At 70.0% G+C, this 24,393-nt stretch carries 22 protein-coding genes and 1 pseudogene; 11 read left to right on the top strand and 12 right to left on the bottom strand.

Going from position 1 to position 24,393, the window contains the following annotated elements; genetic code table 11:
• Positions 1 to 9: 9 nt before the first annotated feature.
• Together ACZ6TI_RS25535 and ACZ6TI_RS25530 are read right to left on the bottom strand one after the other, a co-directional pair.
• On the bottom strand, positions 10 to 156 hold the full coding sequence (locus ACZ6TI_RS25535; protein ID WP_465347648.1) for a hypothetical protein: 147 nt from the start codon (positions 154 to 156) through the stop codon (positions 10 to 12).
• A 102-nt stretch (positions 157 to 258) separates the two neighbouring features.
• Positions 259 to 1,671 (bottom strand): PhoH family protein, encoded by a 1,413-nt coding sequence (locus ACZ6TI_RS25530; protein ID WP_465347647.1) that lies wholly within the window; start codon positions 1,669 to 1,671, stop codon positions 259 to 261.
• 270 nt (positions 1,672 to 1,941) lie between these two features.
• Here ACZ6TI_RS25530 and otsB point away from each other — a divergent pair, with 270 nt between their 5' ends.
• Positions 1,942 to 2,745, top strand: a complete 804-nt coding sequence (gene otsB, locus ACZ6TI_RS25525; protein WP_465347646.1) for a trehalose-phosphatase — start codon at positions 1,942 to 1,944, stop codon at positions 2,743 to 2,745.
• Here the strand turns inward: otsB and ACZ6TI_RS25520 are convergent.
• Together ACZ6TI_RS25520 and ACZ6TI_RS25515 are read right to left on the bottom strand one after the other, a co-directional pair.
• Entirely contained in the window at positions 2,742 to 3,512 is a 771-nt protein-coding gene (locus tag ACZ6TI_RS25520; RefSeq protein WP_465347645.1) for an isoprenyl transferase, read from the bottom strand. The genes otsB and ACZ6TI_RS25520 overlap by 4 nt on opposite strands.
• A gap of 32 nt (positions 3,513 to 3,544) precedes the next feature.
• On the bottom strand, positions 3,545 to 4,627 hold the full coding sequence (locus ACZ6TI_RS25515; protein WP_465347644.1) for an NAD(P)/FAD-dependent oxidoreductase: 1,083 nt from the start codon (positions 4,625 to 4,627) through the stop codon (positions 3,545 to 3,547).
• A gap of 84 nt (positions 4,628 to 4,711) precedes the next feature.
• Between ACZ6TI_RS25515 and ACZ6TI_RS25510 the strand changes: the two genes are divergently transcribed.
• Positions 4,712 to 6,313 (top strand): methyl-accepting chemotaxis protein, encoded by a 1,602-nt coding sequence (locus ACZ6TI_RS25510; RefSeq protein WP_465347643.1) that lies wholly within the window; start codon positions 4,712 to 4,714, stop codon positions 6,311 to 6,313.
• Here ACZ6TI_RS25510 and ACZ6TI_RS25505 read toward each other — a convergent pair.
• The gene (locus tag ACZ6TI_RS25505) at positions 6,281 to 7,135 is read right to left on the bottom strand and encodes a hypothetical protein (protein ID WP_465347642.1); all 855 of its coding nucleotides are present in this window, start codon (positions 7,133 to 7,135) and stop codon (positions 6,281 to 6,283) included. The genes ACZ6TI_RS25510 and ACZ6TI_RS25505 overlap by 33 nt on opposite strands.
• 37 nt (positions 7,136 to 7,172) lie before the next feature.
• Entirely contained in the window at positions 7,173 to 8,978 is a 1,806-nt protein-coding gene (locus ACZ6TI_RS25500) for a phosphoenolpyruvate carboxykinase (GTP) (RefSeq protein ID WP_465347641.1), read from the bottom strand.
• A gap of 289 nt (positions 8,979 to 9,267) precedes the next feature.
• Here ACZ6TI_RS25500 and ACZ6TI_RS25495 point away from each other — a divergent pair, with 289 nt between their 5' ends.
• From ACZ6TI_RS25495 to ACZ6TI_RS25485, 3 genes are all read left to right on the top strand, one after another.
• The gene (locus ACZ6TI_RS25495; RefSeq protein WP_465347640.1) at positions 9,268 to 10,014 is read left to right on the top strand and encodes a sigma-70 family RNA polymerase sigma factor; all 747 of its coding nucleotides are present in this window, start codon (positions 9,268 to 9,270) and stop codon (positions 10,012 to 10,014) included.
• Between the two features lie 52 nt (positions 10,015 to 10,066).
• Positions 10,067 to 10,582: a GtrA family protein gene (locus ACZ6TI_RS25490; protein ID WP_465347639.1), complete on the top strand. Its 516-nt coding sequence runs from the start codon at positions 10,067 to 10,069 to the stop codon at positions 10,580 to 10,582.
• A 62-nt stretch (positions 10,583 to 10,644) separates the two neighbouring features.
• Positions 10,645 to 11,214, top strand: coding sequence for a GtrA family protein (locus ACZ6TI_RS25485; protein WP_465347638.1), 570 nt, complete (start codon positions 10,645 to 10,647; stop codon positions 11,212 to 11,214).
• On the opposite strand, the gene ACZ6TI_RS25480 is transcribed toward ACZ6TI_RS25485, so the two are convergent.
• From ACZ6TI_RS25480 to ACZ6TI_RS25470, 3 genes are all read right to left on the bottom strand, one after another.
• Positions 11,211 to 11,783 (bottom strand): PH domain-containing protein, encoded by a 573-nt coding sequence (locus tag ACZ6TI_RS25480; protein ID WP_465347637.1) that lies wholly within the window; start codon positions 11,781 to 11,783, stop codon positions 11,211 to 11,213. The genes ACZ6TI_RS25485 and ACZ6TI_RS25480 overlap by 4 nt on opposite strands.
• A 4-nt stretch (positions 11,784 to 11,787) precedes the next feature.
• Positions 11,788 to 12,606: a biotin--[acetyl-CoA-carboxylase] ligase gene (locus ACZ6TI_RS25475; RefSeq protein WP_465347636.1), complete on the bottom strand. Its 819-nt coding sequence runs from the start codon at positions 12,604 to 12,606 to the stop codon at positions 11,788 to 11,790.
• A 230-nt stretch (positions 12,607 to 12,836) separates the two neighbouring features.
• Positions 12,837 to 13,775 (bottom strand): hypothetical protein, encoded by a 939-nt coding sequence (locus ACZ6TI_RS25470; protein WP_465347635.1) that lies wholly within the window; start codon positions 13,773 to 13,775, stop codon positions 12,837 to 12,839.
• Positions 13,776 to 13,894: 119 nt separating this feature from the next.
• Between ACZ6TI_RS25470 and ACZ6TI_RS25465 the strand changes: the two genes are divergently transcribed.
• Together ACZ6TI_RS25465 and ACZ6TI_RS25460 are read left to right on the top strand one after the other, a co-directional pair.
• Positions 13,895 to 15,445, top strand: a complete 1,551-nt coding sequence (locus tag ACZ6TI_RS25465; RefSeq protein ID WP_465347794.1) for an acyl-CoA carboxylase subunit beta — start codon at positions 13,895 to 13,897, stop codon at positions 15,443 to 15,445.
• Between the two features lie 67 nt (positions 15,446 to 15,512).
• Complete coding sequence (locus ACZ6TI_RS25460; RefSeq protein ID WP_465347634.1) at positions 15,513 to 15,797, top strand: hypothetical protein; 285 nt, start codon at positions 15,513 to 15,515, stop codon at positions 15,795 to 15,797.
• On the opposite strand, the gene ACZ6TI_RS25455 is transcribed toward ACZ6TI_RS25460, so the two are convergent.
• The 3 genes and pseudogenes from ACZ6TI_RS25455 to ACZ6TI_RS25445 form a co-directional block, all read right to left on the bottom strand.
• Positions 15,783 to 16,523, bottom strand: a complete 741-nt coding sequence (locus ACZ6TI_RS25455; protein ID WP_465347633.1) for a M50 family metallopeptidase — start codon at positions 16,521 to 16,523, stop codon at positions 15,783 to 15,785. The genes ACZ6TI_RS25460 and ACZ6TI_RS25455 overlap by 15 nt on opposite strands.
• Positions 16,524 to 16,568: 45 nt before the next feature.
• A complete protein-coding gene (locus ACZ6TI_RS25450; protein ID WP_465347632.1) occupies positions 16,569 to 16,718 on the bottom strand; it encodes a hypothetical protein in 150 nt (49 codons plus the stop codon).
• Between the two features lie 3,208 nt (positions 16,719 to 19,926).
• Positions 19,927 to 21,084: pseudogene (locus ACZ6TI_RS25445) on the bottom strand (serine/threonine-protein kinase); the annotation flags it as partial.
• A 101-nt stretch (positions 21,085 to 21,185) separates the two neighbouring features.
• On the opposite strand from ACZ6TI_RS25445, the gene ACZ6TI_RS25440 reads away from it, so the two are divergent.
• From ACZ6TI_RS25440 to ACZ6TI_RS25425, 4 genes are all read left to right on the top strand, one after another.
• Entirely contained in the window at positions 21,186 to 21,404 is a 219-nt protein-coding gene (locus ACZ6TI_RS25440; RefSeq protein ID WP_465347631.1) for an acyl-CoA carboxylase subunit epsilon, read from the top strand.
• Between the two features lie 114 nt (positions 21,405 to 21,518).
• Positions 21,519 to 21,938, top strand: coding sequence for a hypothetical protein (locus tag ACZ6TI_RS25435; RefSeq protein ID WP_465347630.1), 420 nt, complete (start codon positions 21,519 to 21,521; stop codon positions 21,936 to 21,938).
• Positions 21,931 to 23,238 (top strand): hypothetical protein, encoded by a 1,308-nt coding sequence (locus ACZ6TI_RS25430; protein WP_465347629.1) that lies wholly within the window; start codon positions 21,931 to 21,933, stop codon positions 23,236 to 23,238. Before ACZ6TI_RS25435 ends, ACZ6TI_RS25430 begins: the two co-directional genes overlap by 8 nt.
• Positions 23,238 to 24,362, top strand: coding sequence for a S8 family serine peptidase (locus ACZ6TI_RS25425; RefSeq protein ID WP_465347628.1), 1,125 nt, complete (start codon positions 23,238 to 23,240; stop codon positions 24,360 to 24,362). The genes ACZ6TI_RS25430 and ACZ6TI_RS25425 overlap by 1 nt, the downstream gene beginning before the upstream one ends.
• Positions 24,363 to 24,393: the final 31 nt, after the last annotated feature.

Raw genomic sequence — 24,393 nt, 5'->3', positions numbered from 1 at the left:
CACGGAGAGTCACCGAAGAATTACTCCGATGGCGGACCGTGCCGCGAGCACCGCGACCCCTGGTGGGCCGTCGCCTCGATCAGCTTCGATCGAGGCGGTGGCCACCACATCGATCTCGATCGGGTGGGCCACGCGATGGCGCTCGCCGAACACCATGGCGCAACGTGAAGTCGATGTGAAACGACGGCACGCTGTTGTGAACTAGCTCACATGGCCTTTCGCATCAAAACCGGTCAGATTCACCCTCCCGGGGAGCCACTACAGGGGGATCTCCTCGAGCAGATCGGTGACCACCTCGGCGATCGGCGAACGCTCCGAACGGGTCAGGGTCACGTGCGCGAAGATCGGGTGCCCCTTGAGCGCCTCGATGACGGCGGTCACACCGTCGTGCCGGCCGACCCGCAGGTTGTCCCGCTGCGCCACGTCATGGGTGAGCACAACGCGTGACCCTTGACCGATCCGGGACAGCACGGTCAGGAGCACGTTGCGCTCCAGCGACTGGGCCTCGTCCACGATCACGAACGCGTCGTGCAGGCTGCGGCCGCGGATGTGGGTCAGCGGCAGCACCTCGAGCATGCCGCGGCCCATCACCTCGTCCATCACGTTGGCGTGCACCACCGAGCCCAGGGTGTCGAAGACCGCCTGCGCCCACGGCGACATCTTCTCGGCCTCGCTGCCCGGCAGATAGCCGAGCTCCTGGCCGCCGACCGCATAGAGCGGGCGGAACACGACCACCTTCTTGTGGCGGTTGCGCTCCATCGTCGCCTCGAGGCCCGCGCACAACGCCAGCGCGGACTTGCCGGTGCCCGCCCGGCCGCCCAGCGACACGATGCCGATCGTCTCGTCCATCAGGATGTCGAGGGCCACCCGCTGCTCCGCCGAGCGGCCACGGAGGCCGAACGCGTCGCGGTCCCCGCGTACGAGTTTGACGGTCTTGTCGGGGTTGACCCTGCCGAGTGCCGATCCCTTGGACGAGTGGATGACCAGACCGGTGTGGCAGGGGAGGTTGTCCGCCTCCTCGAGCTCGAGCTCCTCACCCGCATAGAGTCGGCTCACGTCGTCCTCGGCGAGCTTGAGGTCGGCCATGCCGGTCCAGGTGGGGTCGCTGGCCTGGCCGTGCCGGTATTCGTCGGCGGTGAGACCGACCGCGGCCGCCTTCACCCGCAGCGGCATGTCCTTGCTGACCAGCGTGACGTCGCGGCCCTCGGCGGCCAGACCCAGCGCCACGGAGAGGATCCGGGTGTCGTTGGAGTCGTTGCGGAAGCCGTGCGGCAGCGCGCTCTGGTCGGCGTGGTTGAGCTCGACCCGGACGGTGCCGCCCTCGTCGTTGCAGAGCACCGGCTGGTCCAGGCGGCCGTGCTTGATGCGCAACTCGTCGAGCATGCGCAGCGACTGCCGGGCGAACCAGCCCAGTTCCGGGTGGTGACGCTTGTCCTCCAGTTCGGAGATCACCACGAGAGGCACCACCACCTCGTGGTCGGTGAACCGGCAGAACGCTGCCGGGTCGGACAGCAGGACCGATGTGTCCAGCACAAAAACCCGCCCTCGGGGGGCGGGTTCCTGGTCTGCGTGCCGATCGCGGGCCCTGCGGCGGGCCGGCGTGGCCGAGGTGCTGGAGACGTTGGCGGCCGGGCTATTTGTGGCCCCGGCGTCATTACGGCGAGATGTCACAGGCCTGCTCCAGCGGGCGTGCAACCCGGTCCGCCCGCGGTCCGCCACCTCCGGCGCCCATCTCATGCACGGGGTCGGGATGCGGGCCCCGTGGCGCTCTCTGTCGCAGGTCCGGGCGGCCGTCTGGCGAGGGTTGACCCCTTGCCATGGCTCAAACGCTAGCGGTCATCCGCCCCGGCGGCTAGTGGAAAGCCTTACGCCGCGCCGTCCGGCGAACGCGGAGAACTTCGCGTACCGAAGTTGCCGCCCGATGCGGGTAGTCTGAGGGTCGTGGCAGAAGCGCGACCGATCCATCCGCCTACTCCCGCCGATGCCTGGCGCTTCACCGCTGAGCGCGCCAGGGACACCACCTTCTTCTTCGACTTCGACGGTGTCCTGTCTCCCGTCACGGACGACCCCGACGCCTCCCAGCCGGTTCCGGCCGTGCTGGGCGTGCTCGACGAGCTGGCCGGTGTCGTCAGCCGGGTGGCGATCGTCTCCGCGCGTCCGGTGAGCTTCCTGCGCTCGCGGTTCGAGTCGCTGGCCCGCGTCGACCTCTACGGGCTCTATGGGCTGGAGGTGTGGCACGACGGCGAGGTGGTCACCGAGCCGGCCGCACTGCCCTGGGTGCCGACCATGGCCGAGCTCGCCGAGCGGGCCCGGGCCGAGCTGCCGGACACCATCCTGGTGGAATACAAGAGGCTCTCGGTGGCCCTGCACTACCGCACCGCGCCGCAGCTCAACGAGACGGTGCGCAGCTGGGCGCACGAGCACGCCGAGCGGGTCGGCCTGCGCACCCAGGGCGGCCGCATGGTGGTCGAGCTGAAGCCGCCGGTCGACCAGGACAAGGGCATGGTGATCAGCGAGGGCGTCAAGTCGGCCGGCTGCGCGTGGTACTTCGGCGACGACATGAGCGACATCAAGGCGTTCGACGCGCTGCGGGCCCGCGAGGCGGTGGATCCGCACTTCTTCGGCATGTGCGTGGCGGTGGCCAACCCGGAGACCGGCGCCGAGGTGTCCAGCGCCGCCGACCTGACCCTGGAGTCACCGACCGAGGTCGCCGAGTTCTTGGCCGACGGGCTGCGGAGCTTCTAGGCGCCGTAGCGGCGCTGGCGGTTGCCATAGGACCGCAGCGCCCGCAGGAAGTCGATGCGCCGGAAGTCGGGCCAGTTGGCGTCGTGGAAATAGAACTCCGAGTGCGCCGACTGCCACAGCAGGAAACCGGAGAGCCGCTGCTCGCCGCTGGTGCGGATGACCAGGTCGGGATCGGGCTGCCCGCGGGTGTAGAGGTGCTCGGCGATGTGCTCGACGTCGAGCACCTCGGCCAGTTCCTCGAGCGTGCCGCCGGTGGCCGCGTGCTCGTGCAGCAGCGACCGCACCGCATCGGTGATCTCGCGCCGGCCGCCGTAACCCACCGCCAGGTTGACCTCGACGCCGCCGACCCGCTCCTGGGTGCGCTCCTGCGCGGCCTTCATCGCCGCCGCGGTGGTGGCGGGCAACACGTCGAGCGCGCCGACCAGGCGCAGCGGCCAGGGGTTGCCCTCCTCGGCGAGCTCGGTCGCCAGGTCCTCGATGATCCGCAGCAGCGGGTCGAGCTCGGCGGCCGGCCGCTGCAGGTTGTCGGTGGCCAGCAGATAGAGCGTGACGTGCTTGATGCCGGCCTGGTCACACCAGGCGAGCAGCTCCTTGATGCGGGCCGCGCCGACCCGATGGCCGTCGTTGGGGTCGACATAACCCATCTCGCGGGCCCAGCGACGGTTGCCGTCGCACATGACACCGACATGTTGCGGCACCGGCTTGCCGGCAAGTTTTCCGGCGAGCCGTCGCTCGTAGAACGAGTAGACCAGCGACCGCAGATTCATCGCCCCAAAGACTATCCATCTCGCGCCAGCGCTCAAGTCCGGCGGCACACTTCGCGGCCGATCCGGCCGATCGTGCGAAAGTCGAATGTTCCGTCACCCAGCCCCAGGTCGGTCATTCGGTCGAAGACCGCCTGATCCCGATCGGCCGCCCGGACCGCCGCGTCGACCATCGCGGGGCGCCGGGTGAGAAACGTCGCGAAGCCCGAGTGCCGCAGGTGCCGGCCGAGCCGGGCGCGCAGGGCCCGGCGATAGGTCGCCGCCGGATCGGCGCCGGCCGCGGCCGCGCCGGCCAGCGCTCCGGAGAGCACGGCATAGAAGATCCCCTCGCCGGTCAGCGGGTTGATCAGCGAGAGGGCGTCGCCGGCGAGCAGCACCCGGCCGTGCGCCGGCGGCGGCCGGTGGGTGGACAACGGCAGGTGGTGGGCACGCAGGCGCACCGGTCCGGTCACCCCGAGCATCCGGTCCATCCGCCCCACCAGGTACGCCCGGCTGAGCGCCACCCCGCGAAGGACCTCCCCATACCCCACGTTCGCCGTCCCGTCCCCGATCGGGAAGGACCACGCGTACGCCGGCCACCGCGCCGTCGTGGTGACGATGACCTGCTCGTCCCCGGCCGCCGGCGCATAGCCCCGGATCGCGATCGCCAGGTGCCCGGACGGGTTGGGCCGATGCCCGCACAGCCGCCGGACCGTCGAGCCGGCCCCGTCCGCCCCGATCACCACGCCGGCCGAGCGCAACGGTTCCTCGTCCAGCGACCGCACCGCCTGGCGGCGCATCCGCACGCCCTGCTCGAGCGCCGCCGCCACCAGCCGCGCGTCGAACACCCGCCGCGGCACGGTGTGCGCGGCCCGGGGCAGCGCCCGGGCCACCGCGGCGCCGCCCGGCGCGACCAGCCGCAGCCGCCCGATCGGCGGGTAACCGTCGGTCACCCCGGTCACGCCGAGTCCGGCCAGCACGTCCACCGCCTCCGCCGCGATCCCGTCGCCGCACGGCTTGTCCCGGGGAAACCCGGCCCGGTCCAGCAGCAGCACCTCGGCGCCGGCACGGCGGGCGGCGATCGCGGCCGCGGCGCCGGCCGGGCCCGCGCCGACCACGACTACGTCGAAGCGGCTCATCGGGCCATCGTGGGCCGCCGGGCCCAACCCCGCAAGGTTCCGATTACCGCCCTTTTGCCCGGTGCTCTGACCGATAGTGGTGACATGAATCAGGTCACCCGCTGGTTCGCGGACCTCCGCGTTGGCGCCAAGATCATCCTCGCGTTGACCGTCGCGCTCGTCGCCGGCGCGGTCGCCGCCACGCTCGGGCTGGTCAGCCTGGACCAGGCGGACACCAGTGCGACGGGCATCTACCGCGACAACCTGATGTCGTCGGTGGCATTGACGGAGACCCAGGGCGCCTTCGACGACGAGCTCCTGTCGCTGGCCCTGTCCACCATCGCGGCGACCCCCGCCGAGACGACCGCGAAACACACCGCGGCACTGGCCTCGGCGGACCTGGTCACCAGCGGGATCGCGGCCTATCGCGAGCTCGGCGTGGCGGCCGCCCAGGAGGATCCGCTGGCCCGCCTTCAGCAGGGGCTGACCGACTTCGGCCGGATTCGTGACGATCAGCTGATCCCGGCCGCCACGGCGAGCGACGACGTGGCGTTCTCGCGGACGTTCAACGGCGACGCGGCGGCGCCGGTGGCAGCGGTCAACCAGGCGTTCGAAGACCTGGAGGCGTTCGAGTCGGAAGGGGCGGCACAGACGGCCGAAGCCAACACGGCCGGCTATCACCGCAGCCGGACGCTGGTGCTGACCTGCCTGGCGGTGGGTTTCCTGATCGCGGTGGCGCTGGGCTGGGCCACGATCCGGGCGATCGTGCGGCCGCTGGGCCAGGTCAACGCGACGCTGGCCCGGCTGGCCGACGGCGACCTCACCGGCTCGGTGGCGGTGCGGTCCAGGGACGAGGTGGGCACCATGGCCGGTTCGCTGAACCGGGCCACCGGCAGCATGCGCGGCACGGTGCAGGCGCTCGGCACCGCGTCGCAGTCGCTCTCCACCGCGGCGAGCCAGCTCTCCACGTCGAGCACCCAGATCGCCGGCGGCGCGGCTCGGGCCAGCGACCAGGCCACCCGCATCGCGACCGCCGCCGAGGAGATCCGCCGCAACGTCGACATGGTGTCGGCCGGCGCGGAGGAGATGGGCGCGTCGATCCGGGAGATCGCCCAGAACGCGAACCTGGCCGCCGAGGTCGCCGGGCGGGCGGTGGAGATGGCCCAGACCACCAACCTGACGGTCACCAAGCTCGGCGAGTCGTCGGCGGAGATCGGCAACGTGATCAAGCTGATCACCTCGATCGCCGAGCAGACCAACCTGCTGGCGTTGAACGCGACGATCGAGGCGGCCCGGGCGGGCGACGCGGGCAAGGGCTTCGCGGTGGTCGCGTCCGAGGTGAAGGATCTGGCGCAGGAGACCGCACGGGCGACCGAGGACATCGGCGCCCGGGTCACCGCGATCCAGGCGGACACCGGCACCGCGATCACCGCGATCGGCGAGATCGACGAGGTGATCATGCAGATCAGCGACTATCAGACGACGATCGCGGCGGCGGTCGAGGAGCAGACCGCCACCACCGGCGAGATGAACCGCGGCGTGGGTGAGGCCGCGCACAGCGTCGGCGACATCGCCACCGGCATCGACACACTGGCCACCACGACCCGGGTGACCACCGAGAGCGTCGCCGACACCCAGCACGCGGCCGAGGAACTGGCCCGGATGTCGACCGAGCTACAGACGCTGGTCGGCACCTTCCGCGTGTGAGCTGCCGCGCCACAGCGCATAGAAGGTGAGCAGCACGGCCGCGAGCAGTGGCGCGCCGTCGCGGATCAGGCCGTCGACGCCGAGCAGCAGCCAGCACAGCGGCAGGTCGATGATCAGCACGCCGAGGCCGATCCAGATCAGCCCGGTGCGGGCGAACCGTTTGCCGCGCAACAGGAAGAACGTGCACAGCAGCACGGCATAGCTGGCTGCGATGCCGGCCGCGAACCAGAAGATCACGGCCAGCGTGAACTCCGGCTTGTCGCCGAGCTCGCCGACCGAGATCAGGGCCGGCACCAGGATCAGCGGGCTGAAGGTGAAGGCCGCCACCCGCGCGGTGATCAGCCAGCCGGTCGTCGCCGGCCGGCGCGGCGCGCTCTCCTGCCAGCTCACGCCCTCGCGGCTGACCACCAGCTTGTTCGCGTGCCGCACCAGGTGCCCGGTGACCGCCGGATGCCGATAGAGCAGCACGACGGCCACCAGGCAGAGCACGGTGAGCACGGCGAAGCCGATCAGTCCGGGCAGCGGCGGCGTGCCGGTCCGCGGCACCACGAGCCGGCCCACCGCGAAGATCGTCGTGACGGCGAGGATCAGCCCGAGCGGCCGGGCGCCGGCCCGTCCCCGATTCACATGCCAGATCAAGATCAGCCAACCGAGGGTACGCAGCAGCGCCCAGCCGGTGCGGACGGCCAGCCCGAACCCGTGCTCCGGCGCGTACCGATAGTTGAGGACCTCGACCACGACGGTCGCCGCCGCCGTGGCGACGAGCAGGCCCTTGAGCACCCGCACCGCCGCCGGCCGGCGCACCCCCGCATCGATCACCACCCGCCTCCGATACCCATCCGAGGCGGGTGGCGAACCGTCAGTCGGCGCCCAGGCGCGAGCGCAGGGCGTCCAACTCGGACCACAGGACCGTCGGCAGCTTGTCGCCGAACTTCTCGAACCACTCGGTGACCTGCGGCAACTCGGCCTCCCACTCGGCCCGGTCGACGGTCAGCGCGGCCTCGATGTCGGCGAGCGGCGTCGGCAGGCCGGTCAGGTCGAGCGCCGACGCCGGCGGCACGTGGCCGATCGGTGTCTCCACCGCCTCGCCGCGACCCTCCAGGCGCTCGACGACCCACTTGAGCACGCGGGAGTTCTCGCCGAAGCCGGGCCACAGGAACCGGCCGTCGTCGCCGCGCCGGAACCAGTTGACATAGAAGACCTTGGGCAGCTTGGCCTCGTCGCCGCTGGCCGACTTGGCCATGTCCAGCCAGTGCTGGAAGTAGTCGCCCGCGTGGTAGCCGATGAACGGCAGCATCGCCATCGGGTCGCGCCGCACCACGCCGACCTTGCCGACCGCCGCGGCGGTGGTCTCGGACGACAGGGTGGCGCCCAGATAGACCCCGTGGGTCCAGTCGCGTGCCTCGGTGACCAGCGGGATCGTGGTCTTGCGGCGGCCGCCGAACAGGATCGCGTCGATCGGCACGCCGCGCGGGTCCTCGTATTCCGGAGCCAGGATCGGGCACTGCTCGATCGGCGTGCAGAAGCGGCTGTTCGGGTGGCTGGACGGGCTCTCCGAGTCGGGCGTCCAGTCGTCGCCGCGCCAGTCGGTCAGGTGCGCCGGCGGTTCGCCCATGCCCTCCCACCAGATGTCCCCGTCGTCGGTGAGCGCCACGTTGGTGAAGACCGAGTTGCCGCGGGCGAGCGTACGCATCGCATTGGGGTTGGTGTGGAAGTCGGTGCCCGGCGCCACGCCGAAGAGGCCGAACTCGGGGTTGGTGGCCCACAGCCGGCCGTCGTCACCGAACCGCATCCAGGCGATGTCGTCGCCGACCGTCTCCACCTTCCAGCCCGGCAGGGTCGGCTCGAGCATCGCCAGGTTGGTCTTGCCGCAGGCCGAGGGGAACGCGCCGGCGATGTACTTGACCACTCCCTCGGGCGAGGTCAGTTTCATGATCAGCATGTGCTCGGCGAGCCAGCCCTCGTCCCGGGCGGCCACGCTGGCGATGCGCAACGCGTAGCACTTCTTGCCGAGCAGCGAGTTGCCGCCGTAGCCCGAGCCGAACGACCAGATCTCGCGGGTCTCCGGGAAGTGCGAGATGTACTTCGTCTCGTTGCACGGCCACGGCACGTCCTCGTCCTGCGGCCCGAGCGGGGCGCCGACCGAGTGCAGAGCCGGCACGAACGGCGCGTCGTCGCCCATCGCCTCGAGCACCGCGGTGCCCATCCGGGTCATGATCCGCATCGAGGCCACCACATAGGGACTGTCGGTGAGCTCGACGCCGAACATCGGGTTCGGCGCGTCCAGCGGGCCCATGCAGAAGGGCACCACGTACATCGTGCGGCCGCGCATGCATCCGGTGTAGAGCTCCGACATGGTCGCCTTCATCTCGTCCGGCGCCATCCAGTTGTTGGTGGGGCCGGCGCCGGCCGGATCGGCCGAGCAGATGAAGGTGCGCTCCTCGACCCGGGCCACGTCGCCGGGGTCGGTGCGCGCCCAGAAGGAGTTCGGTCGCTTCGCCGGATCGAGCCGGACCAGCGCACCGGACTCGACCAGCTCGTCGGTGAGCCGGGTCCATTCCGCATCCGAGCCGTCGCACCACACCACTCGATCAGGGGTGGTTCGCGCGGCTACCTCGTCGATCCAGCTCAAGAGTCGTTTGTGGGCGGTCGGGGCATCGTGCACGGTTGATCTCCCTCGGTCGGCTTTGACCAATGACGGAGCAGGCCGGAGGTCCGGCCTGAGTCGTTGGAGTCACGTCAGCCTAAGCCGAATCCACGTTCAGTTCATCGGTGGCTCCTGTGGAGAACCGCACAATCCTCGGCGTTGGTGCTCGTTGACGACCGATCCTTCGCCCAAAGCTGCAACTCCGCGCAGGATCGCTTTTTCGGGCACACCGCCGGGGCCGTCCGGCCGCCTTTCACAAAACGGACTAAACACCCTAAGCTGGAGTTAATCGGCTCAGGGGGCAGGAATGACGACTTCCGACACCGAACTGCTCACGGCCGTCCGGGCCGGTGACACGGCGGCGTACGGCGTTCTCTATCAGCGCCACCGTGCCTCGGCCCGCCAACTGGCCTTCGCTCTGGCCCGGGACCCCGCCGAGGCCGACGACCTGGTGGCGGAGACCTTCGCACGGGTGCTCGCCACCCTCCGTGCCGGCCGTGGCCCGCTGGCCGCGTTCCGTGCCTATCTGCACACCACGCTGCGGCATGTCTGCTATCACCGGGCCCGCCGCGACCGCCGCCTCGAGTTCACCGACGACCTGAGCCGTTACGACCCCGGCGAGCCGTTCCTGGATCCGACCCTGGAGCGGCTGGAGCGCACCTATGCCGCCCAGGCCTTCCACCAACTGCCGGCCCGCTGGCGGGACGTGCTGTGGATGACCGAGATCGAGGGCGCCGGCCCGGCCGAGATCGCCCCCCGGCTGGGCCTGACGCCGAACGCGGTGGCCGTGCTCGCGCACCGCGCCCGCGAGGGCCTGCGCCGTCTCTATCTGCAGCAGCACGTGGCGCCGGCCGACCACCCGGACTGCCGGTGGACCGGCGAGCGGCTCGGCGGGCACGTCCGCGGCCGGCTCGCACCGCGTGACCGCGCCCGGGTGCGCGCACACCTCGGATGCTGTGCGGGCTGCCGGTCAAAGGTCGCGGAACTGGCAGACATGGACGTTGTTCACTACCGTCCGTATCGCCAACGTGACCATGCAGCGCCGACGTGTTAAGACTCGCTCACGAAAACAGCGGGGCGTGAGGGCCGAAGGTACTGTCGTAGCCGTGTCCGACACCTCCCCGACTCTGCGCGCGCGGCTCGCCGCGCTGGTTCGCGAAGTGGGCAAGTTCGGCACCGTGGGCGGCATCGCCTTTCTGATCGACCTCGCCGTCTTCAACGTGCTGTTGCAGACCGGCACCGAGAGCCGCGTCGCCAAGACCATCTCGATGCTGATCGCCACCACGGTCGCCTTCCTGGGCAACCGGTTCTGGACCTGGCGGCGCAGCAGGCACACGCACATGGCCCGGCAATACACCCTGTTCTTCGTGATCAACGGCGTCGGCCTGGGCATCAGCCTGGCCTGCCTGACGATCAGCCACGACCTGCTCGGCGACATCTGGCCGGCCTTGCAGACGCCACTGGCGGACAACATCTCGGGGCAGCTCATCGGCACCGGGCTGGGCACTCTGTTCCGCTTCTGGTCGTACCGCAGGTTCGTGTTTCCCGCCGACGACGTCGGGGATCCCGGATCCCCGGCCTCGTCGCCGCCGTCCGATCAGGCGGCCGTCCCGCGGATGTGACGCTGCTGTCACCCACCCCTTCGTGCGCAGCGTCCCTTCCCTCTTCCCCTTAAGGTTGTCGAATGCCTTCAGCCCGCTCGCTGGCGCTCCGCCTGCGACGTCTCGCTCCCGAAGCTTTCGCGTTCGGTGTGATCGGTGCCGCGAACACCGCTCTCTATCTGGCGATCACCTACGTTGCGCTGCCGATCGGCGCGGTCAAGGCGACCGTCATCGCCACCGTCGTGACGACCACGCTGGCATATTTCGCGAACCGTTACTGGACCTACCGGCACCACACCAAGACGGCGCTGCGACGGGAATACACCCTGTTCTTCGGCTTCAACCTGGTCGGCATGGTGATCCAGAGCGGCTCGGTGGCGATCGCGAAATACGGCGTCGGGCTCAACGAGGCCGACCACCGCTGGACGATCATGGGCGTGACGCTGTTCGCCGCCGGGGTCGCCACGATCTTCCGGTTCTGGGCCTACCGCACCTTCGTCTTCCTCAAGCCGCCGGTGGACGGGCACGAGGCCGCGATGGCGGAGCTCGACGTGGCGGCCGGCCTGGCCGAGCTGAGCACCCACGAGGACCGCGACGACTTCGACGCCGAGGTGGCCGCGCTCGAGGCCACAGAGCGCGCCCCGCGGACCTAGCCCCGCTTCAGGAGACGCCGGATGCCGCGCTGTGGCGGCACCTCCGGCTCGTCCTCTTCCTCGTCGTCATCCTCGGGGCGCAGCTCGCGGTCCGTCTCGATGAGCTCATAGAGCAGCGTCTGGCGCTCCTGCACGTGCGGCACCGCGGACAGCACCACCGCCTGGTCGCCGATCGAGTCGATGGTCAGCGTGCCGCAGCCGAAGATCCGGTCCAGCAGCGACTGGCTCATCGCGTGGTCGTTGATGCGGTTGAGCGGCACGTCCCGCCGCTCCCGCGCGACCACGCCATGCTGCACCAGCACCCGCTCGTCGGTGAACACATAGTGCGTGCAGCGCCAGACGAGCAGCGGCCCGACGCCCCGGATCAGCGCGAACAGCCCCGCGGCGACGCCGACCGCACCGACGCCGATGCGACCGCCGTCGTTGTCCGGCAGCATCACCCAGGCGACGATCGTCACGGCCAGGCTGAAGAGCAGCACCAGCACCGGGCGCACGGCAGCCTTGGCATGCGGGTGCAGATGGAGGACGACCTCCTCCTCCGCGGTCAGGACGTCGTCCGGGAAAGCCACGCGATCAGCGTACGTGCCGCACGTCACCCGCCGAGACCCTGTGCAGCTCACCGTCAGCCGATCGGATCACCAACCGGCCGTCCGCGTCCACGTCGACGGCCTCGCCGGTAAGGTCCGCGCCCACCGGCAGCTCGACCCGCACCTGCCGCCCGATCGTCGACGACCCCTGCTGATAGGCGCCCAGCAGCCCACACATCTCGGCGTCCCCGACCGCGTCCCGCCAGCCCGCATACCACTGCGCCAGCCCGCGCAGCAGCGCCTTGAGCAGCGGCTCGCGATCGGTGCTCTTGGCGCCGGCGATCTGCAGCGACGTGGCGTTCACCGGCGGCAGCTCGTCCACCCGGGTGGTGACGTTGAGCCCGATGCCCAGCACGACGGCGTCCCCGGTCATCTCGGCCAGGATGCCCGCGCACTTGGCGTCCTGCACGAGCAGGTCGTTGGGCCACTTCAGGGTGGCGTCCAGCTCGGTGATCCGATGCACGGCCTCGCGCAGCGCGACGCCGGCCAGCAGCGGAAGCCACCCCCAATGCTTGCTGGGCACGTCGACCGGCCGCAGCAGCACGCTCACGGTGAGGCCGGCCCGCGGCGGCGAGACCCAGTGCCGGTCGCGGCGGCCCCGGCCGGAGGTCTGCTGCTCGGCGACCACGATCAGGCCCTCCGGCTCACCGGAGCGGGCCGCGGCGGCGACGTCGGCGTTGGTGGAGCCGGTTTCGGCCCGCAGGTCGAGCCGGCGCCAGAGCCCGCCGGGGGCGATCAGGGCGCGTTCGAGATTGCGCTGACCGAGCGGCGGACGCTCCAGATCTCCATAGGGCGAAGCGGGCATCAGCCCAGCCTACGACCCGCGTCGGCGTCCTCCGGCCCCCGGCCCGCACGGTTCCCGACCTCGCCCCCGCGGCCCCCTCTGCCGCCGCAGCCTCCGCCGTCCTGGCATCCCGGGCCGCCCTGCCCTGCCCTGGCATCCTGGCCCGCCCTGCACCCTGGCCCGCCCTGCACCCTGGCCCGCCCTGCACCCTGGCCCGCCCTGCACCCTGGCCCGCCCTCTTGATGGCGTCGTCAGTCGTGGTCGGCTGCGTGCCGGCTGCGGTAGACGTTGCTGCGATCGGCCGGGGCCGGCCGCGGCCGTGGGCGGGGCCGGTTCCGTGGCGGCGTCTCGGAGTCGTTCACGGCGGGCAGGGTCTGGGTATCCGGCGTGGGAACCCGCCGCCGCATCGCCGACCGTCGGCGCGGCTCCTTCTCCGCGCCGCTGCGGCCCTGCACATTGCGCGACGCCCAGCTTCGCGGCAACTCGATGCGCTCGGAAGGCTGAGCCGGCGGCCACTGCGGCACCACCGACGTCGCCTCTTCGACGGGCTCGAGATCAAACCCGGACTGCGGAGGGTACGCAGGCACCGGCGGCAACCGCTCAACCGGCACCGGCCAGCCATAGCTCGCGTCCGGAATCGGCGTCCAGTACTCACCGGCCGCCGGCTCCTCGTCGTATTCCGGCCGCACCCAGCCGGCGACCCGATCGCCCTCCCGGGCCCGGAACGGCCGAGGAGCCGCCTCGATCTCTTCCGCGGCCAGACCGAGGCTGGCCAGCGTGCCGGTCTGCGGCTCGTCATCCTCCGCCGCATCGCCGGCAAAGGCCGTGACCACGGCGAGCGGCTCGCCCTCATCCACCCCGGCCGCCGCGGGTGTTGCGTATAGGTGCGCAGAGCTGTCCGGCTCCGGGGACAACGCCGCGCCCTCGAGCGCATCCGCATCCGGTGATGCGTGTTCGGGCTCAGAGCCGGCCACATCGTCGTCATCTGCAACAGCCGGGGCGGCGGCCAGCGACTCGCGGCGGCGGCGTGCCCGGATCTGGGCCGGCACGCTGAAGTCGGCTCGCCGCCCGGGTCGGCGGCGCTCCCGGCGATCGCCCCCGCCACCCAGCAGGACCTGCCGGAACCCGATCAGCACGGCCAGCCCACCGGCGATCAGCGCGAGGCCCGCCGCGGTCATCCAGTTGGTCACGGGGGTTTCAACGAATGGGGCATTAAGTGCGAAACGCTACCGTCACATCGTCCCGGAACCGCGGATACGATCACCCGGTGACCCTCCAGCAGGATGCGCCCGGCACGGGCGAAGAGCGGATCGACGTGCACACCACGGCCGGCAAGCTCGCCGACCTCGAGCGGCGCACCGACGAGGCGGTGCACGCGGGCTCGGCACGCGCCGTCGAGAAGCAGCACGCCCGGGGCAAGAAGACCGCCCGGGAGCGGATCGACCTGCTGCTCGACGAGGGGTCCTTCGTGGAGCTCGACGGGCTGGCCCGGCACCGGTCCACCGCGTTCGGGCTGGAGAAGAACCGGCCCTACGGCGACGGCGTGGTGACCGGGCACGGCACCGTCGACGGCCGGCAGGTGTGCGTGTTCTCGCAGGACTTCACGGTGTTCGGCGGATCGCTGGGCGAGGTCTTCGGCGAGAAGATCGTGAAGGTGCTCGACCTGGCCATGAAGATCGGCTGCCCGATCATCGGCATCAACGACTCCGGCGGCGCACGCATCCAGGAGGGGGTGGTCGCCCTCGGGCTCTATGCCGACATCTTCTTCCGAAACGTACGGGCCAGCGGCGTCATCCCGCAGATCTCGCTGATCATGGGCCCGTGCGCGGGCGGCGCGGTCTACTCCCCGGCGATCACCGACTTCACCGTGATGGTCGACCAGACGTCGCACATGTTCATCACCGGCCCCGACGTGATCCGCACGGTGACCGGCGAGGACGTGGAGATGGAGGAGCTCGGCGGCGCGCGCACGCACAACAGCCGCAGCGGCAACGCGCACTACCTGGCGACCGACGAGGACGACGCCATCGACTACGTGCGGGCGCTGCTGTCCTATCTGCCCAGCAACAACCTGGACGAGCCGGTGGTGTTCGAGGAGACGGCCGTGCTGGAGCCGGACCTCGCGCTGGACACGCTGATCCCCGACTCGGCCAACCAGCCCTACGACATCAAGACCGTGATCGAGACGGTGGTCGAGGACTTCCTCGAGGTGCAGCCGCTCTATGCGCAGAACATCGTGGTCGGCTTCGGCCGGGTCGAGGGGCGGCCGGTCGGCATCGTCGCGAACCAGCCGATGAGCCTGGCCGGCACGCTGGACATCGCGGCGTCCGAGAAGGCGGCGCGGTTCGTGCGCACCTGCGACGCGTTCAACCTGCCGGTGCTGACCTTCGTGGACGTGCCCGGTTTCCTGCCCGGCACCGGCCAGGAGTGGGACGGGATCATCCGCCGTGGCGCGAAACTGATCTATGCGTACGCCGAGGCGACCGTCCCCAAGGTCACCGTGATCACCCGGAAGGCGTACGGCGGCGCCTATGACGTGATGGGCTCGAAGCATCTCGGCGCGGACATGAACTTCGCGTGGCCGACCGCGCAGATCGCCGTGATGGGTGCGCAGGGCGCCGTGAACATCCTCTACCGCGGCGAGCTGGCCGCCGCCGAGGATCCGGCCGCCGCGCGCACCGAGCTGGTCAAGGAGTACGAGGACACGCTCGCCAACCCCTACATCGCGGCCGAGCGGGGCTATGTGGACGCGGTCATCGCACCGTCCGAGACCCGGGCCCAGGTGACCCGGGCGTTGCGCACGTTGCGGACGAAGCGGGAAACCCTGCCGCCCAAGAAACACGGCAACATCCCACTGTGACCGGTCAATATCAACCGGTCCGATCGGGCTAGTGACATGTTGTGCACACATCGGCACTCTGGAGCGCATGACTTCCAGTTCGGTGTCCTTGATCACCGCCATCCTGGTGGGCATCGCGGTGTTCGGCCTGGGATACGTGTACAACAGTTTCCGCGCCGCGCGAGTCGTGCTGAAGGGCGCGAAGGACGGCGTGCCCAAGGCGCGCACCCTCTACTGGGCCAACCTCGGCAAACTGATCCGATGGATCCTGATCGCGGCCGGCATCCTGTTCGTGCTGATCACCTGGACCGCACGGGACGTGCAGGGCAGGGCCGAGCCGGCGCCGTCACCGACCTCGTCAACCGGTCGCTGACACTTCCGGCAGCCACTGTCCGGCCAGCATGAAAGCGCCGATCACCAGCACCGCGACCGTGACGAGATAAAAGAACGAAACCCAGGCGATCGCGGGTACGTGGGTGAGACGCGCCAGCTGGTCCGCGTCGGACTCGGGCATCCGCCCCCGGCGGCGCAACTTCTGCAGCTCTCCGACCGGGCGCACGCCACCGATCAGCAGGAACCACACCCCGACGTACGCGAAAGCGGCCTGCACGTCCGGGGACCCGCGCCAGGAGATGCCGAACACGATCGCGCCGGTGACCAGCAGCGAGACCACACCGAACGCGTTTCGGATGTTGATCAGCATCAGCAGCAGGAGCACGATCGCCAGCCAGAGCAGCAGCGTGATCCGGTTGCCGCCGAGGATCCACGCGCCCGCCAGGCCGACCAGCGACGGCGCGATGTAGCCCGCCATCAGCGTGAAGATCATGCCCGGACCGGTCGGCCGGCCGGCCGACAGCGTCAGCCCCGACGTGTCGAACTCGAGCCGGATGCCGCGCAGGCGACGACCGGTGAGCAGGGCGGCGAGCGCGTGACCGCCCTCGTGGGCGATCGTCACGGCATTGCGCGCCACCCGCCAGATCGGCCGCACCGCCACCGCCAGCAGCGCGATCGCCACGGTGACCAGCACGAGCAGGGGCGGCGGGTCGGGCTGGGCCCCGAGGAGCTGGTCCCAGATGCTGCTCACGTTGTCGATCGACACAGCGAGGGAGCGTAGTCGATCAGCCTAAGACTCTTCTGAACGCGGTCAGGCCCGGCGGCGGCCGGCCTTCGCGGGCTCGCGGCGGTTGATCATCCGCATCCCGGCGAATGCGCCGGTCACGATCACCAGACCGGCGACGACCAGAGCCATCGTCAGCGGACCGGCAGCCGCGGCGAGCAGGGCCACGTCAATCACGGCGACGAGCATCCACAATGCGATCGTGGGCCTACTGCCATGTCGTCGGCGATTCATGGTGCACCTCCATCCGTGTGGATGTCTGGTACCCCACTCATTCGCGACTCACGCATGGTGTGCCGGATTATGCGGGTTTGAACCCCTTGTAGATGGCCTCTAGGGCAGATTTGTTGGCATTCCAGTCCTCCGGCGACGTGTACCAGGAGATCCCATATGCCTTCTTCGCGCTGACGACGAAGCCGCGCTTCTGGGCGTGCTGGTCGTTGCCCGACGTGGTCCGGTAGAGGAACTCCCAGTCGGCAGCCCTCAGGTAGTAGCCGCTGACCGCGTCGATCCGGATCCGCTCGTAGTTCTGGTAGACCTTGCCGCGGCGCTCCTTCTCCTGCTTCTCCCAGTCCTTCACCGGATCGGGCTGCGGATCCGGCCGCTGGTCGATGATCAGCAGGCGGCCGCTGCCGGCGTTGTCCTTGAAGTAGACCTCCGAGCCGGTGCGCCTGGACACCGAGAAGCCCTTGGGCAACGGCACCGAGAAGCCGGTCTCCTTGTCCTTGTAGAGCGTCCAACCGGCCGGTAGCGGGTTCGCCGGGGGCGCCGCGCTGGTCTTCGGCGGCGCGCTGCTGGGCTGGGTCGTCGGGGCGGTGCTCGGGGCCGCGCTGGGCGGCTGGCTGGCGGCGCCGGTCGGCGGCGCGACCACGTTGCCGGACGGCACCACACCTGGCTGACCGTTGCCCTTGTCGTCATCGTCACCGCCGGCGAACGCCACCGGGATCAGGATGCCGAGCAGCAGCACGACGGCGGCCAGGATGGCGACGCCGATCACGGTCTGGCGACGGGTCAGCGTGACGCCGAAGACGGTGAGCCCCCGCGAGCGGGTCACCGGGGCGGCCGTCATCGGCTGCCAGGCCGGACGGTTCGACCGCGGAAAAGAAGGAGTCTGACTGGTACGCGCGGCAGGCACGCCGATGACCGCGGTGCCGGCGGCGGTCTCGCCGTCCGCCGGTTGAGCGCCCTTGGGGTCGGTGGCGGCGAGGGACGCCGTGGTGGCCTTGGTCTCTGCCTTGGTCTCGGCCTTCGCCGGCTTGGTGGTCGCCGGTTTGCGTGTCGCCGGGAGGGAGATGGCGGCCTGGGCGGCGGCCTTCTCCTCCTTGGCGGTGGTGGCGTCGATGGCGGCTGCCACGTCGGCGGCGGCCATCTTGGCGTTGGTGTCGGAGAGCTTCGGTTCCGCCTTGGCCTCGGTCTTGTGCGCTTCGGCCTGTTCGGACGGCTCGGTCGTGGGCGCTTCCTGGGCTTCGGCCGGAGGCGCGGCTGCCTTTGCCGCGGTGGCGCGGGTGCGGGTCTTCTTGCGGGCGGACTTGCTCGTGCCCGAGGCCGGCCTTTTGGGGGTGCCACTGGACGTGGCGTCGGCCGGTTGCGCCTCGGCGTCGATGGACGGGGGTGCGGTGGCTCCGGCCGGGGTGGTGGTGTCGTCGTCGGTGAGCGGGCCGCCGGCTGTGGACGCGGTGCCGGGGGCGGCCGTTTCGGTGGCGGGTGCCTCGGGGTCGGCAGGGGCTGCCGCGGCCTCGGGCTGAGGTGCCGGGGTGGTCGTTGCGGCGGCTGCGTTCGACTCAGCCGCTGCGGGAGCCGTCTTGGACGCGGCAGTTGGGTTCGGCGCGGCGGCTGCGCTCGGCGCGGCGGCCGCATTCGACTCGGCGGCTGCATTCGGCCAGGCGGGTGTGTTCGACCCGGCCAGTGTGTTCGACCCGGCCGGCGCGTCCGACCCGGCGGGTGTATTCGACCCGGCCGGTGCGCCCGACCCGGCGGGTGCGTTCGACCCGGCCAGTGTGTTCGACCCCGCCGGTGCATCCGATCCGGCGGCTGCATTCGGCCAGGCGGGTGCGTTCGACCCGGCCAGTGTGTTCGACCCCGCCGGCGCGTCCGACCCGGCGGGTGTATTCGACCCGGCCGGTGCGCCCGACCAGGCGGGTGCGCCCGACCCGGCGGGTGCGTTCGGCCCGGCGGGTGCGTTCGGCCCGGCGGGTGCGTTCGGCCCGGCGGGTGCGTTCGGCCCGGCGGGTGCGTTCGGCCCGGCGGCTGTGGGAGCTTCGTTTGTCTCGGCTGCTGGCGCTGTTTCGGCCCGGGTTGCTTCGGACTCGGCCTCGACCGTGGGAGTGGTGGCGGCTGGCGATTCGGCTGTGGCTTCGAGCTTTGCCTCGGTGCCGGCCTTGGGCTTCGCTGCGGCTGCGGTCTGGGCCTGAGCGTTGGCCTGGGCGTCAGCCTCGGCCTGAGCGTTGGCCTGGGCGCCAGCCTCGGCCTGAGCGTTGGCCTGGGCGCCAGCGTCAGCCTGGGCGCCAACTCTGGCCTGAGCCTCGACTCCGCCCTGAGCGCCGACTCCGCGATCGCGATGAGCGTCGACTCCGCTCTGAGCGTCATCCCGGGACTGAGCGCCGGCTTCAGCCTGGGCGCCAACTCCGGACTGAGCCTCGACCCCGGACTGACTGCCGACCCCGGACTGACTGCCGACCCCGGACTGAGCGTCAACCCCGGACTGAGCCTCGACTTCAGCCGGGGCGCCAACCCCGGACTGACTGCCGACTCCGCTCTGAGCGTCAACCCCGGACTGAGCCTCGACTCCGGACTGAGTGCCAACCCCGGACTGAGCGCCAACCCCGGACTGAGCGCCAACCCCGGACTGACTGCCGACCCCGGACTGAGCGGCAGCCCCTGACTGAGCGCCGACTCCGGCAGGGGCCTCGGCGTCGGCGTCAGCAGCGACTCCGGCAGTGCCTGCGGCGGGCGCTGTGGTGGCGGCCGGGGTTGTTGGTTCGGATTCCTTTGTCGGGGTGGTCCTGGCTTCGGAATCCGTTGCCGGGGCTGCGGTTGCCTTCGGCTGGACTCTGGTGGGGGGTGCCGTTGCCTGGGGTGACTGGGAGGGGACGACCTGGGTCTTGGTGGCTTTGTCCGGTGCGGGCGGGGCGGGAGCCGGCTGGGACTCGGGGGCCGGGGTGGACCTGCCCGGGCGCTTGATCACCGAGGTGCGGCGGGCCTCCTGGGCGGCCAGGTAGGCGTCCGCGGCGGCGGCCAGGCGGCGCTCGGCTTCGGCCTCCGTTTCCGCGGGAGCCGGCTTTGCCACGGGCTGGGCCGCGGCCCGGGCTCGGGCGGACACCTCGGAGGCGGGGATCGCCCCGTAGGCGCCCCGAGTGCCCTTTGCCAGCGCGCCGTTTGCGCTCGACGACCCGGAACCCGGTGCCACCGGTGGGCCGTCCGGCCCCGATGTTTCTGGTTTCGCTCCGGAGCGCGTACCGGAAGAAGGGTTTTCGATCTTGGTGGGGTTGTCCTGCGTGGCTGGGCGGCCGACCGAGGCCTTGCCGGGCGCGAAGACCGGCCGGCCACTCGGCGTCTCGCCCTGCGGACGCGTGACCGGCGGGCGCGGGCCGGGAACGACCGGCGCGGAGCCCGCGGCGCCCGACGCACCCGGCACGACCGGCGGGGTCGACGGCGGCGCGGGACGCTCGCGGCCGACACCCGGGCGACGCATGGTCGGGCTCATCGGGAAGGTCAGGCGCGACCGGCGGCCGGTGGCCCGCAGCAGCAGGCGCTCGGCCTCCTCGGCGTTGATCCGGTGCGCCGGGTCCTTGCGCAGCAGGCCGTTGAGCACCGGCTTGAGCGGGCCGGCGTTGCGGGCCGGCGGCGGATTCTCGGTGGCCAGCGCGGCCAGCGTGGCGATCGCGGACGGCCGCGCGAACGGCGACGAGCCCTCGACCGCGGCATAGAGCGTGGCGCCCAGCGACCACAGGTCGGCGCCCGGCCCCGCGGTGCCGTCGCGTGCGCGCTCGGGTGCGATGTAGGCCGGCGAGCCGAGCACCAGGCCGGTGCGCGTCACATCCGGGTTGCCGGGCAACGTGGCCAGGCCGAAGTCGGTGAGCACGACCCGGCCGTCCTCGCCGATCAGCACGTTGCCGGGCTTGACGTCGCGGTGCACGACCCCGTTGCGGTGGGCGGCCCGCAGCGCGTTGAGCACCCCCAGGCCGATCTCCGCGGCACGCACGGCAGGGTAGGGCCCGTCGTTGGCCAACCGGTCCTGCAGCGAGCTGGAGGGCACGTACTCCATCACGATCCACGGGTCGGCGTCGGTGCGCAGCACGTCGAAGACGCGGACCACATTGATGTTGTTGAGCCGGGCGATCGCGCGCGCCTCGCGCAGCGAACGCTCCCGCATCTCCTGCCGCTCCTCGTGGGTCAGCCCCGGAGGCGGCACGAGCTCCTTGATGGCGACCTCGCGGTGCAGGACCACGTCGGTCGCCCGCCAGACACGACCCATCCCGCCCTGACCGAGCGGCGCGACAAGCCGGTAACGGTCAGCGACTACGAGCGGGGGGGAAGTAGACATCACGCAGAAAATACCCGGTCATGTCGAGGCACAGCTAATTGACCAACGCAGTGTGGGACGCGTGTCACCGTGGGCAGCCCGGATTGCCGTACGCTCGGTCGATGGATGCGGAACCCCTGGTCAGCGTCGTCCGCGGCACACCGACCGCCGAAGAGCTCGCTGCCTTGGTCGCGGTGGTCGCCGGGCGGACCGCTCAGGGATTCGTGCAGGCCGATTCACGTACGCCCTGGTCGACCTGGGCGAGTAGCGCGCGGCCGGCGCACCGTCCCAGATCCTGGCGATCTTCCGGCCTTCCCGGGGTTATCCACAGGGCACGCTGAAGGGGTCGAATCGACTCGCTGTGACCGACTACTCTCACGGTGGATTCGCGAGGCATCGAAGGATGTCGGTGGATCACCGATGGCGGGTCGGTTCTTCGGGGAGGTTTCGGGGCGATGATTCCAGAGGAAGATCGCGGCCCAGAGTGGCTGCGTGACTACGGGTCGACGAACTTCGGCAACATCGAGGCCGACCTCAGGGCCATGGAGGAGTTCGCCACCAGGCTGCGGTCCGACCTGCTCGACAACTACGTGCCCCATCTCACCGGCGTGACCGAGGCGATGCTGACCAAGCTGCCCCCGCCGGCCGCCACGTTCAACGAGCTGGTCGGGTTCATGTCCGAGCACCAGCTCGCCCAGGACGCCACCCACACGAACGTGTACAACTTCGCCAACGGCACCAACCGCTTCGCCACCGCCGCGCAGACCATCAGTCAGGAATATGAGGGCAGCGACGCGTTCTCCCGAGCCCGGGTGGCAGACGTCCAGCAGGCGTTCAAGACCGCGGAGGCACCGGAGGGTTCGAGCAATGCTTAGCGCGGACGCCGGAGGCGGCGGTGGCACCGACTGGCAGAGCATGTCGATGATCGACATGTGGCTGACGGTGGGTAACCAGGAAACCACCGAGCACTGGACCATGCTGACCGGCTGGCGAAAGTCCTACGAGCTGACGCTGCAGCACCTGTCCGCGGTGCGGAGCTACCGCGACAACCTGATGGCGGCCTGGCCACCGGACCGAAGCGAGGCCTCGGCGGCCTATGTGCAGCGCCTCAACGACCTGATCACCAACCTTGAGCGCACCTATGACGCCGCGGTGGCAAACCACAGCGCATTCAGCAGCGCGACGCTGGCGCTGAGCGCCACGAGGCGCGACCTCGAGGGGATCGTGAACGAATACCAGACGAACGAAGGCCTGATCGCCACCTATCAGGAAGAGAAGGCCAAGCAGACCCAGATCGTGGTGGGCAAGGGCACGGCGGCCATCCCGGTGAAGAATCCGGTCGCGAACGGCCGTCAGGCAGAGTTGCTGGCCCAGGCCCGAAAGCTGATGAGCGGCCTGAGCTCAGAGCTGGTAACGGCCCGATCCCAGCTCCGCCAACCGGCCACCTACAACTCGGGGTTTCGCGGTGACTACGAAAGCGATCCAGCAAATCAGTATCAAGCGCCTCCCATTCCGCCACCGGTGCCTTTCTATCCGGATGGATCTGATTCATCCTCCGGCGGCGGAACTTCTGGTGGCCGCTTGGCAGGACAGCCCACTGGGGCGCCATCTCCCTCCGGAACCGGCACAGGAGTCGGCAAGTTGCCGGGTCTCGTGCTTGGTGGAACCCAGCCGCCGGTACTAGCGCCGCCATCCGCTCCCCCGATTAATCCTCCAACTTTCGGAGGGCCGACGACCCCCATTGGGCCGGTGGCACCGATCGCACCGGGAGTGATCGGCGGCTCGCCTCCTCGGCCGTCGCAAGTCGGGACAGGTAAGCCGATCGGATCGCCTTCGGCGGGAGTGCGCGGACAAATATCGGGTGGTGTGATCGGAGCCCGGCCCGGCCTCGGCACCGGTCAAACCGGAGTGGGCAGGCCGCCCTCAACCGTCAACCCGGTTGGCGGTGTCATCTCACCGAACGCGCAGGGAAGGCCGGGAGCGACTGGCGGGCGCCCCCCTATGCAACCATTCGGAACGGTTGGGAACCGTCCTTCTGACGTCGAAGAAAGCGCGACAGCCACAAAGAAGTGGGATCCCGATAACCCATGGGCGACGGCCCAAGGCGTGAGCCCCGTCCTCCTTCCACCTGACGAGCCGAAAGTGGACCCTGGACCCGCGATCGGGCTGTCATAGTGCCGCCTTTCAGACTCCGAGCCCTCGCCCTTCTTTCACTTTTTGTCCTAACTTCGTCACTAACACCCAGTCCGGCTCTTGCGGACTCCTTCCGCGATAAGCAGTGGTATCTGAAATCTCTCGACATCCCGAAGGTCCACGCGATCACTAAAGGATCAGGTGTTTCGATTGCTGTCATTGACTCTGGGATAGCACGGCATCCAGACCTCGTAAGGAACCTGGAGCCCGGAGTCAATCTCGCATCGAGCGGGTCTCCGGTCGGGCAGTCGGACGAAGACGGGCATGGCACTGCGATGGCCGGACTGATCGTTGGCCACGGCAGGACATCGCGCGACGGCGTGCTGGGAATGGCGCCGGAAGCCAAGGCGATCCCGGTCAAAATATCAAGAGGCAATGATGGCCCGGGAAATAAAGTAAGTCCAGGAATCGAATGGGCGGCACAGAATGGCGCACGCGTAATTAATGTTTCCCTGGGGACCGGCCCCACCGCTGCGCTCGATGAAGCAATCAAAGCAGCAAAGCTAAACGACGTGGTGGTCGTAGCTGCGGCAGGGAACCGACCAGCAGATATTCAGATCGGGTATCCCGCATCCATGCCGGGAGTCCTCGCTGTCGGAGCGACTGACCGATCCGGGAAGCACGCATCGTTCTCCCTCGAAGGTGAGGCTATCCAGATCTGCGCTCCGGGCGTTGAAATAGAAACAACTGGCCGAAATAGCGACTACGTCGTAGGACGCGGCACCTCGGAAGCAGCCGCAATTGTTTCCGGCGCGGCAGCGCTCGTTCGGTCCAAGTTTCCCGATTTGACCGCGTCCCAGGTTGTCAGCCGGCTGACCGAAACCGCCACAGACATTGGGCCTCCTGGGCGGGACAAAGAGTGTGGCTTTGGGGTTCTTAACATTGTTAAGGCCCTGACTGCTGATGTGCCGCCCCTGGAAGGGACCGAGGAAACTGCCTCACCGGCTCCCGACTCCGCCCCCACCCCAGAAGACACCGGCACCGCCGCCGAGCCCTCTCCTGACGAAGGTCTCAACACAGTTGCAGTTGTTGCCGGCACCGTCGGTGGAGTGGTTCTGCTGGGAGCCCTGGTCGCCTTCCTGCTCGTGCGGCGGCGCCGCACCTGAGCCCCCTCCGCAAAAGCCCTTTAGGAGACAC

The organism is Actinoplanes sp. NPDC051388, assembly GCF_055586225.1.
This window is presented reverse-complemented; position numbering and strand designations above follow the sequence as displayed.

Coding starts and splice junctions, on each gene's coding strand:
- ACZ6TI_RS25475 (WP_465347636.1), bottom strand. CDS start 12,606: ATGCCCGCTTCGCCCTATGGAGATCTGGAGCGTCCGCCGCTCGGTCAG.
- ACZ6TI_RS25515 (WP_465347644.1), bottom strand. CDS start 4,627: ATGAGCCGCTTCGACGTAGTCGTGGTCGGCGCGGGCCCGGCCGGCGCC.
- ACZ6TI_RS25460 (WP_465347634.1), top strand. CDS start 15,513: ATGACTTCCAGTTCGGTGTCCTTGATCACCGCCATCCTGGTGGGCATC.
- ACZ6TI_RS25535 (WP_465347648.1), bottom strand. CDS start 156: ATGGTGTTCGGCGAGCGCCATCGCGTGGCCCACCCGATCGAGATCGAT.
- ACZ6TI_RS25440 (WP_465347631.1), top strand. CDS start 21,186: ATGGATGCGGAACCCCTGGTCAGCGTCGTCCGCGGCACACCGACCGCC.
- ACZ6TI_RS25510 (WP_465347643.1), top strand. CDS start 4,712: ATGAATCAGGTCACCCGCTGGTTCGCGGACCTCCGCGTTGGCGCCAAG.
- ACZ6TI_RS25495 (WP_465347640.1), top strand. CDS start 9,268: ATGACGACTTCCGACACCGAACTGCTCACGGCCGTCCGGGCCGGTGAC.
- ACZ6TI_RS25520 (WP_465347645.1), bottom strand. CDS start 3,512: ATGAATCTGCGGTCGCTGGTCTACTCGTTCTACGAGCGACGGCTCGCC.
- ACZ6TI_RS25485 (WP_465347638.1), top strand. CDS start 10,645: ATGCCTTCAGCCCGCTCGCTGGCGCTCCGCCTGCGACGTCTCGCTCCC.
- ACZ6TI_RS25430 (WP_465347629.1), top strand. CDS start 21,931: ATGCTTAGCGCGGACGCCGGAGGCGGCGGTGGCACCGACTGGCAGAGC.
- ACZ6TI_RS25435 (WP_465347630.1), top strand. CDS start 21,519: ATGATTCCAGAGGAAGATCGCGGCCCAGAGTGGCTGCGTGACTACGGG.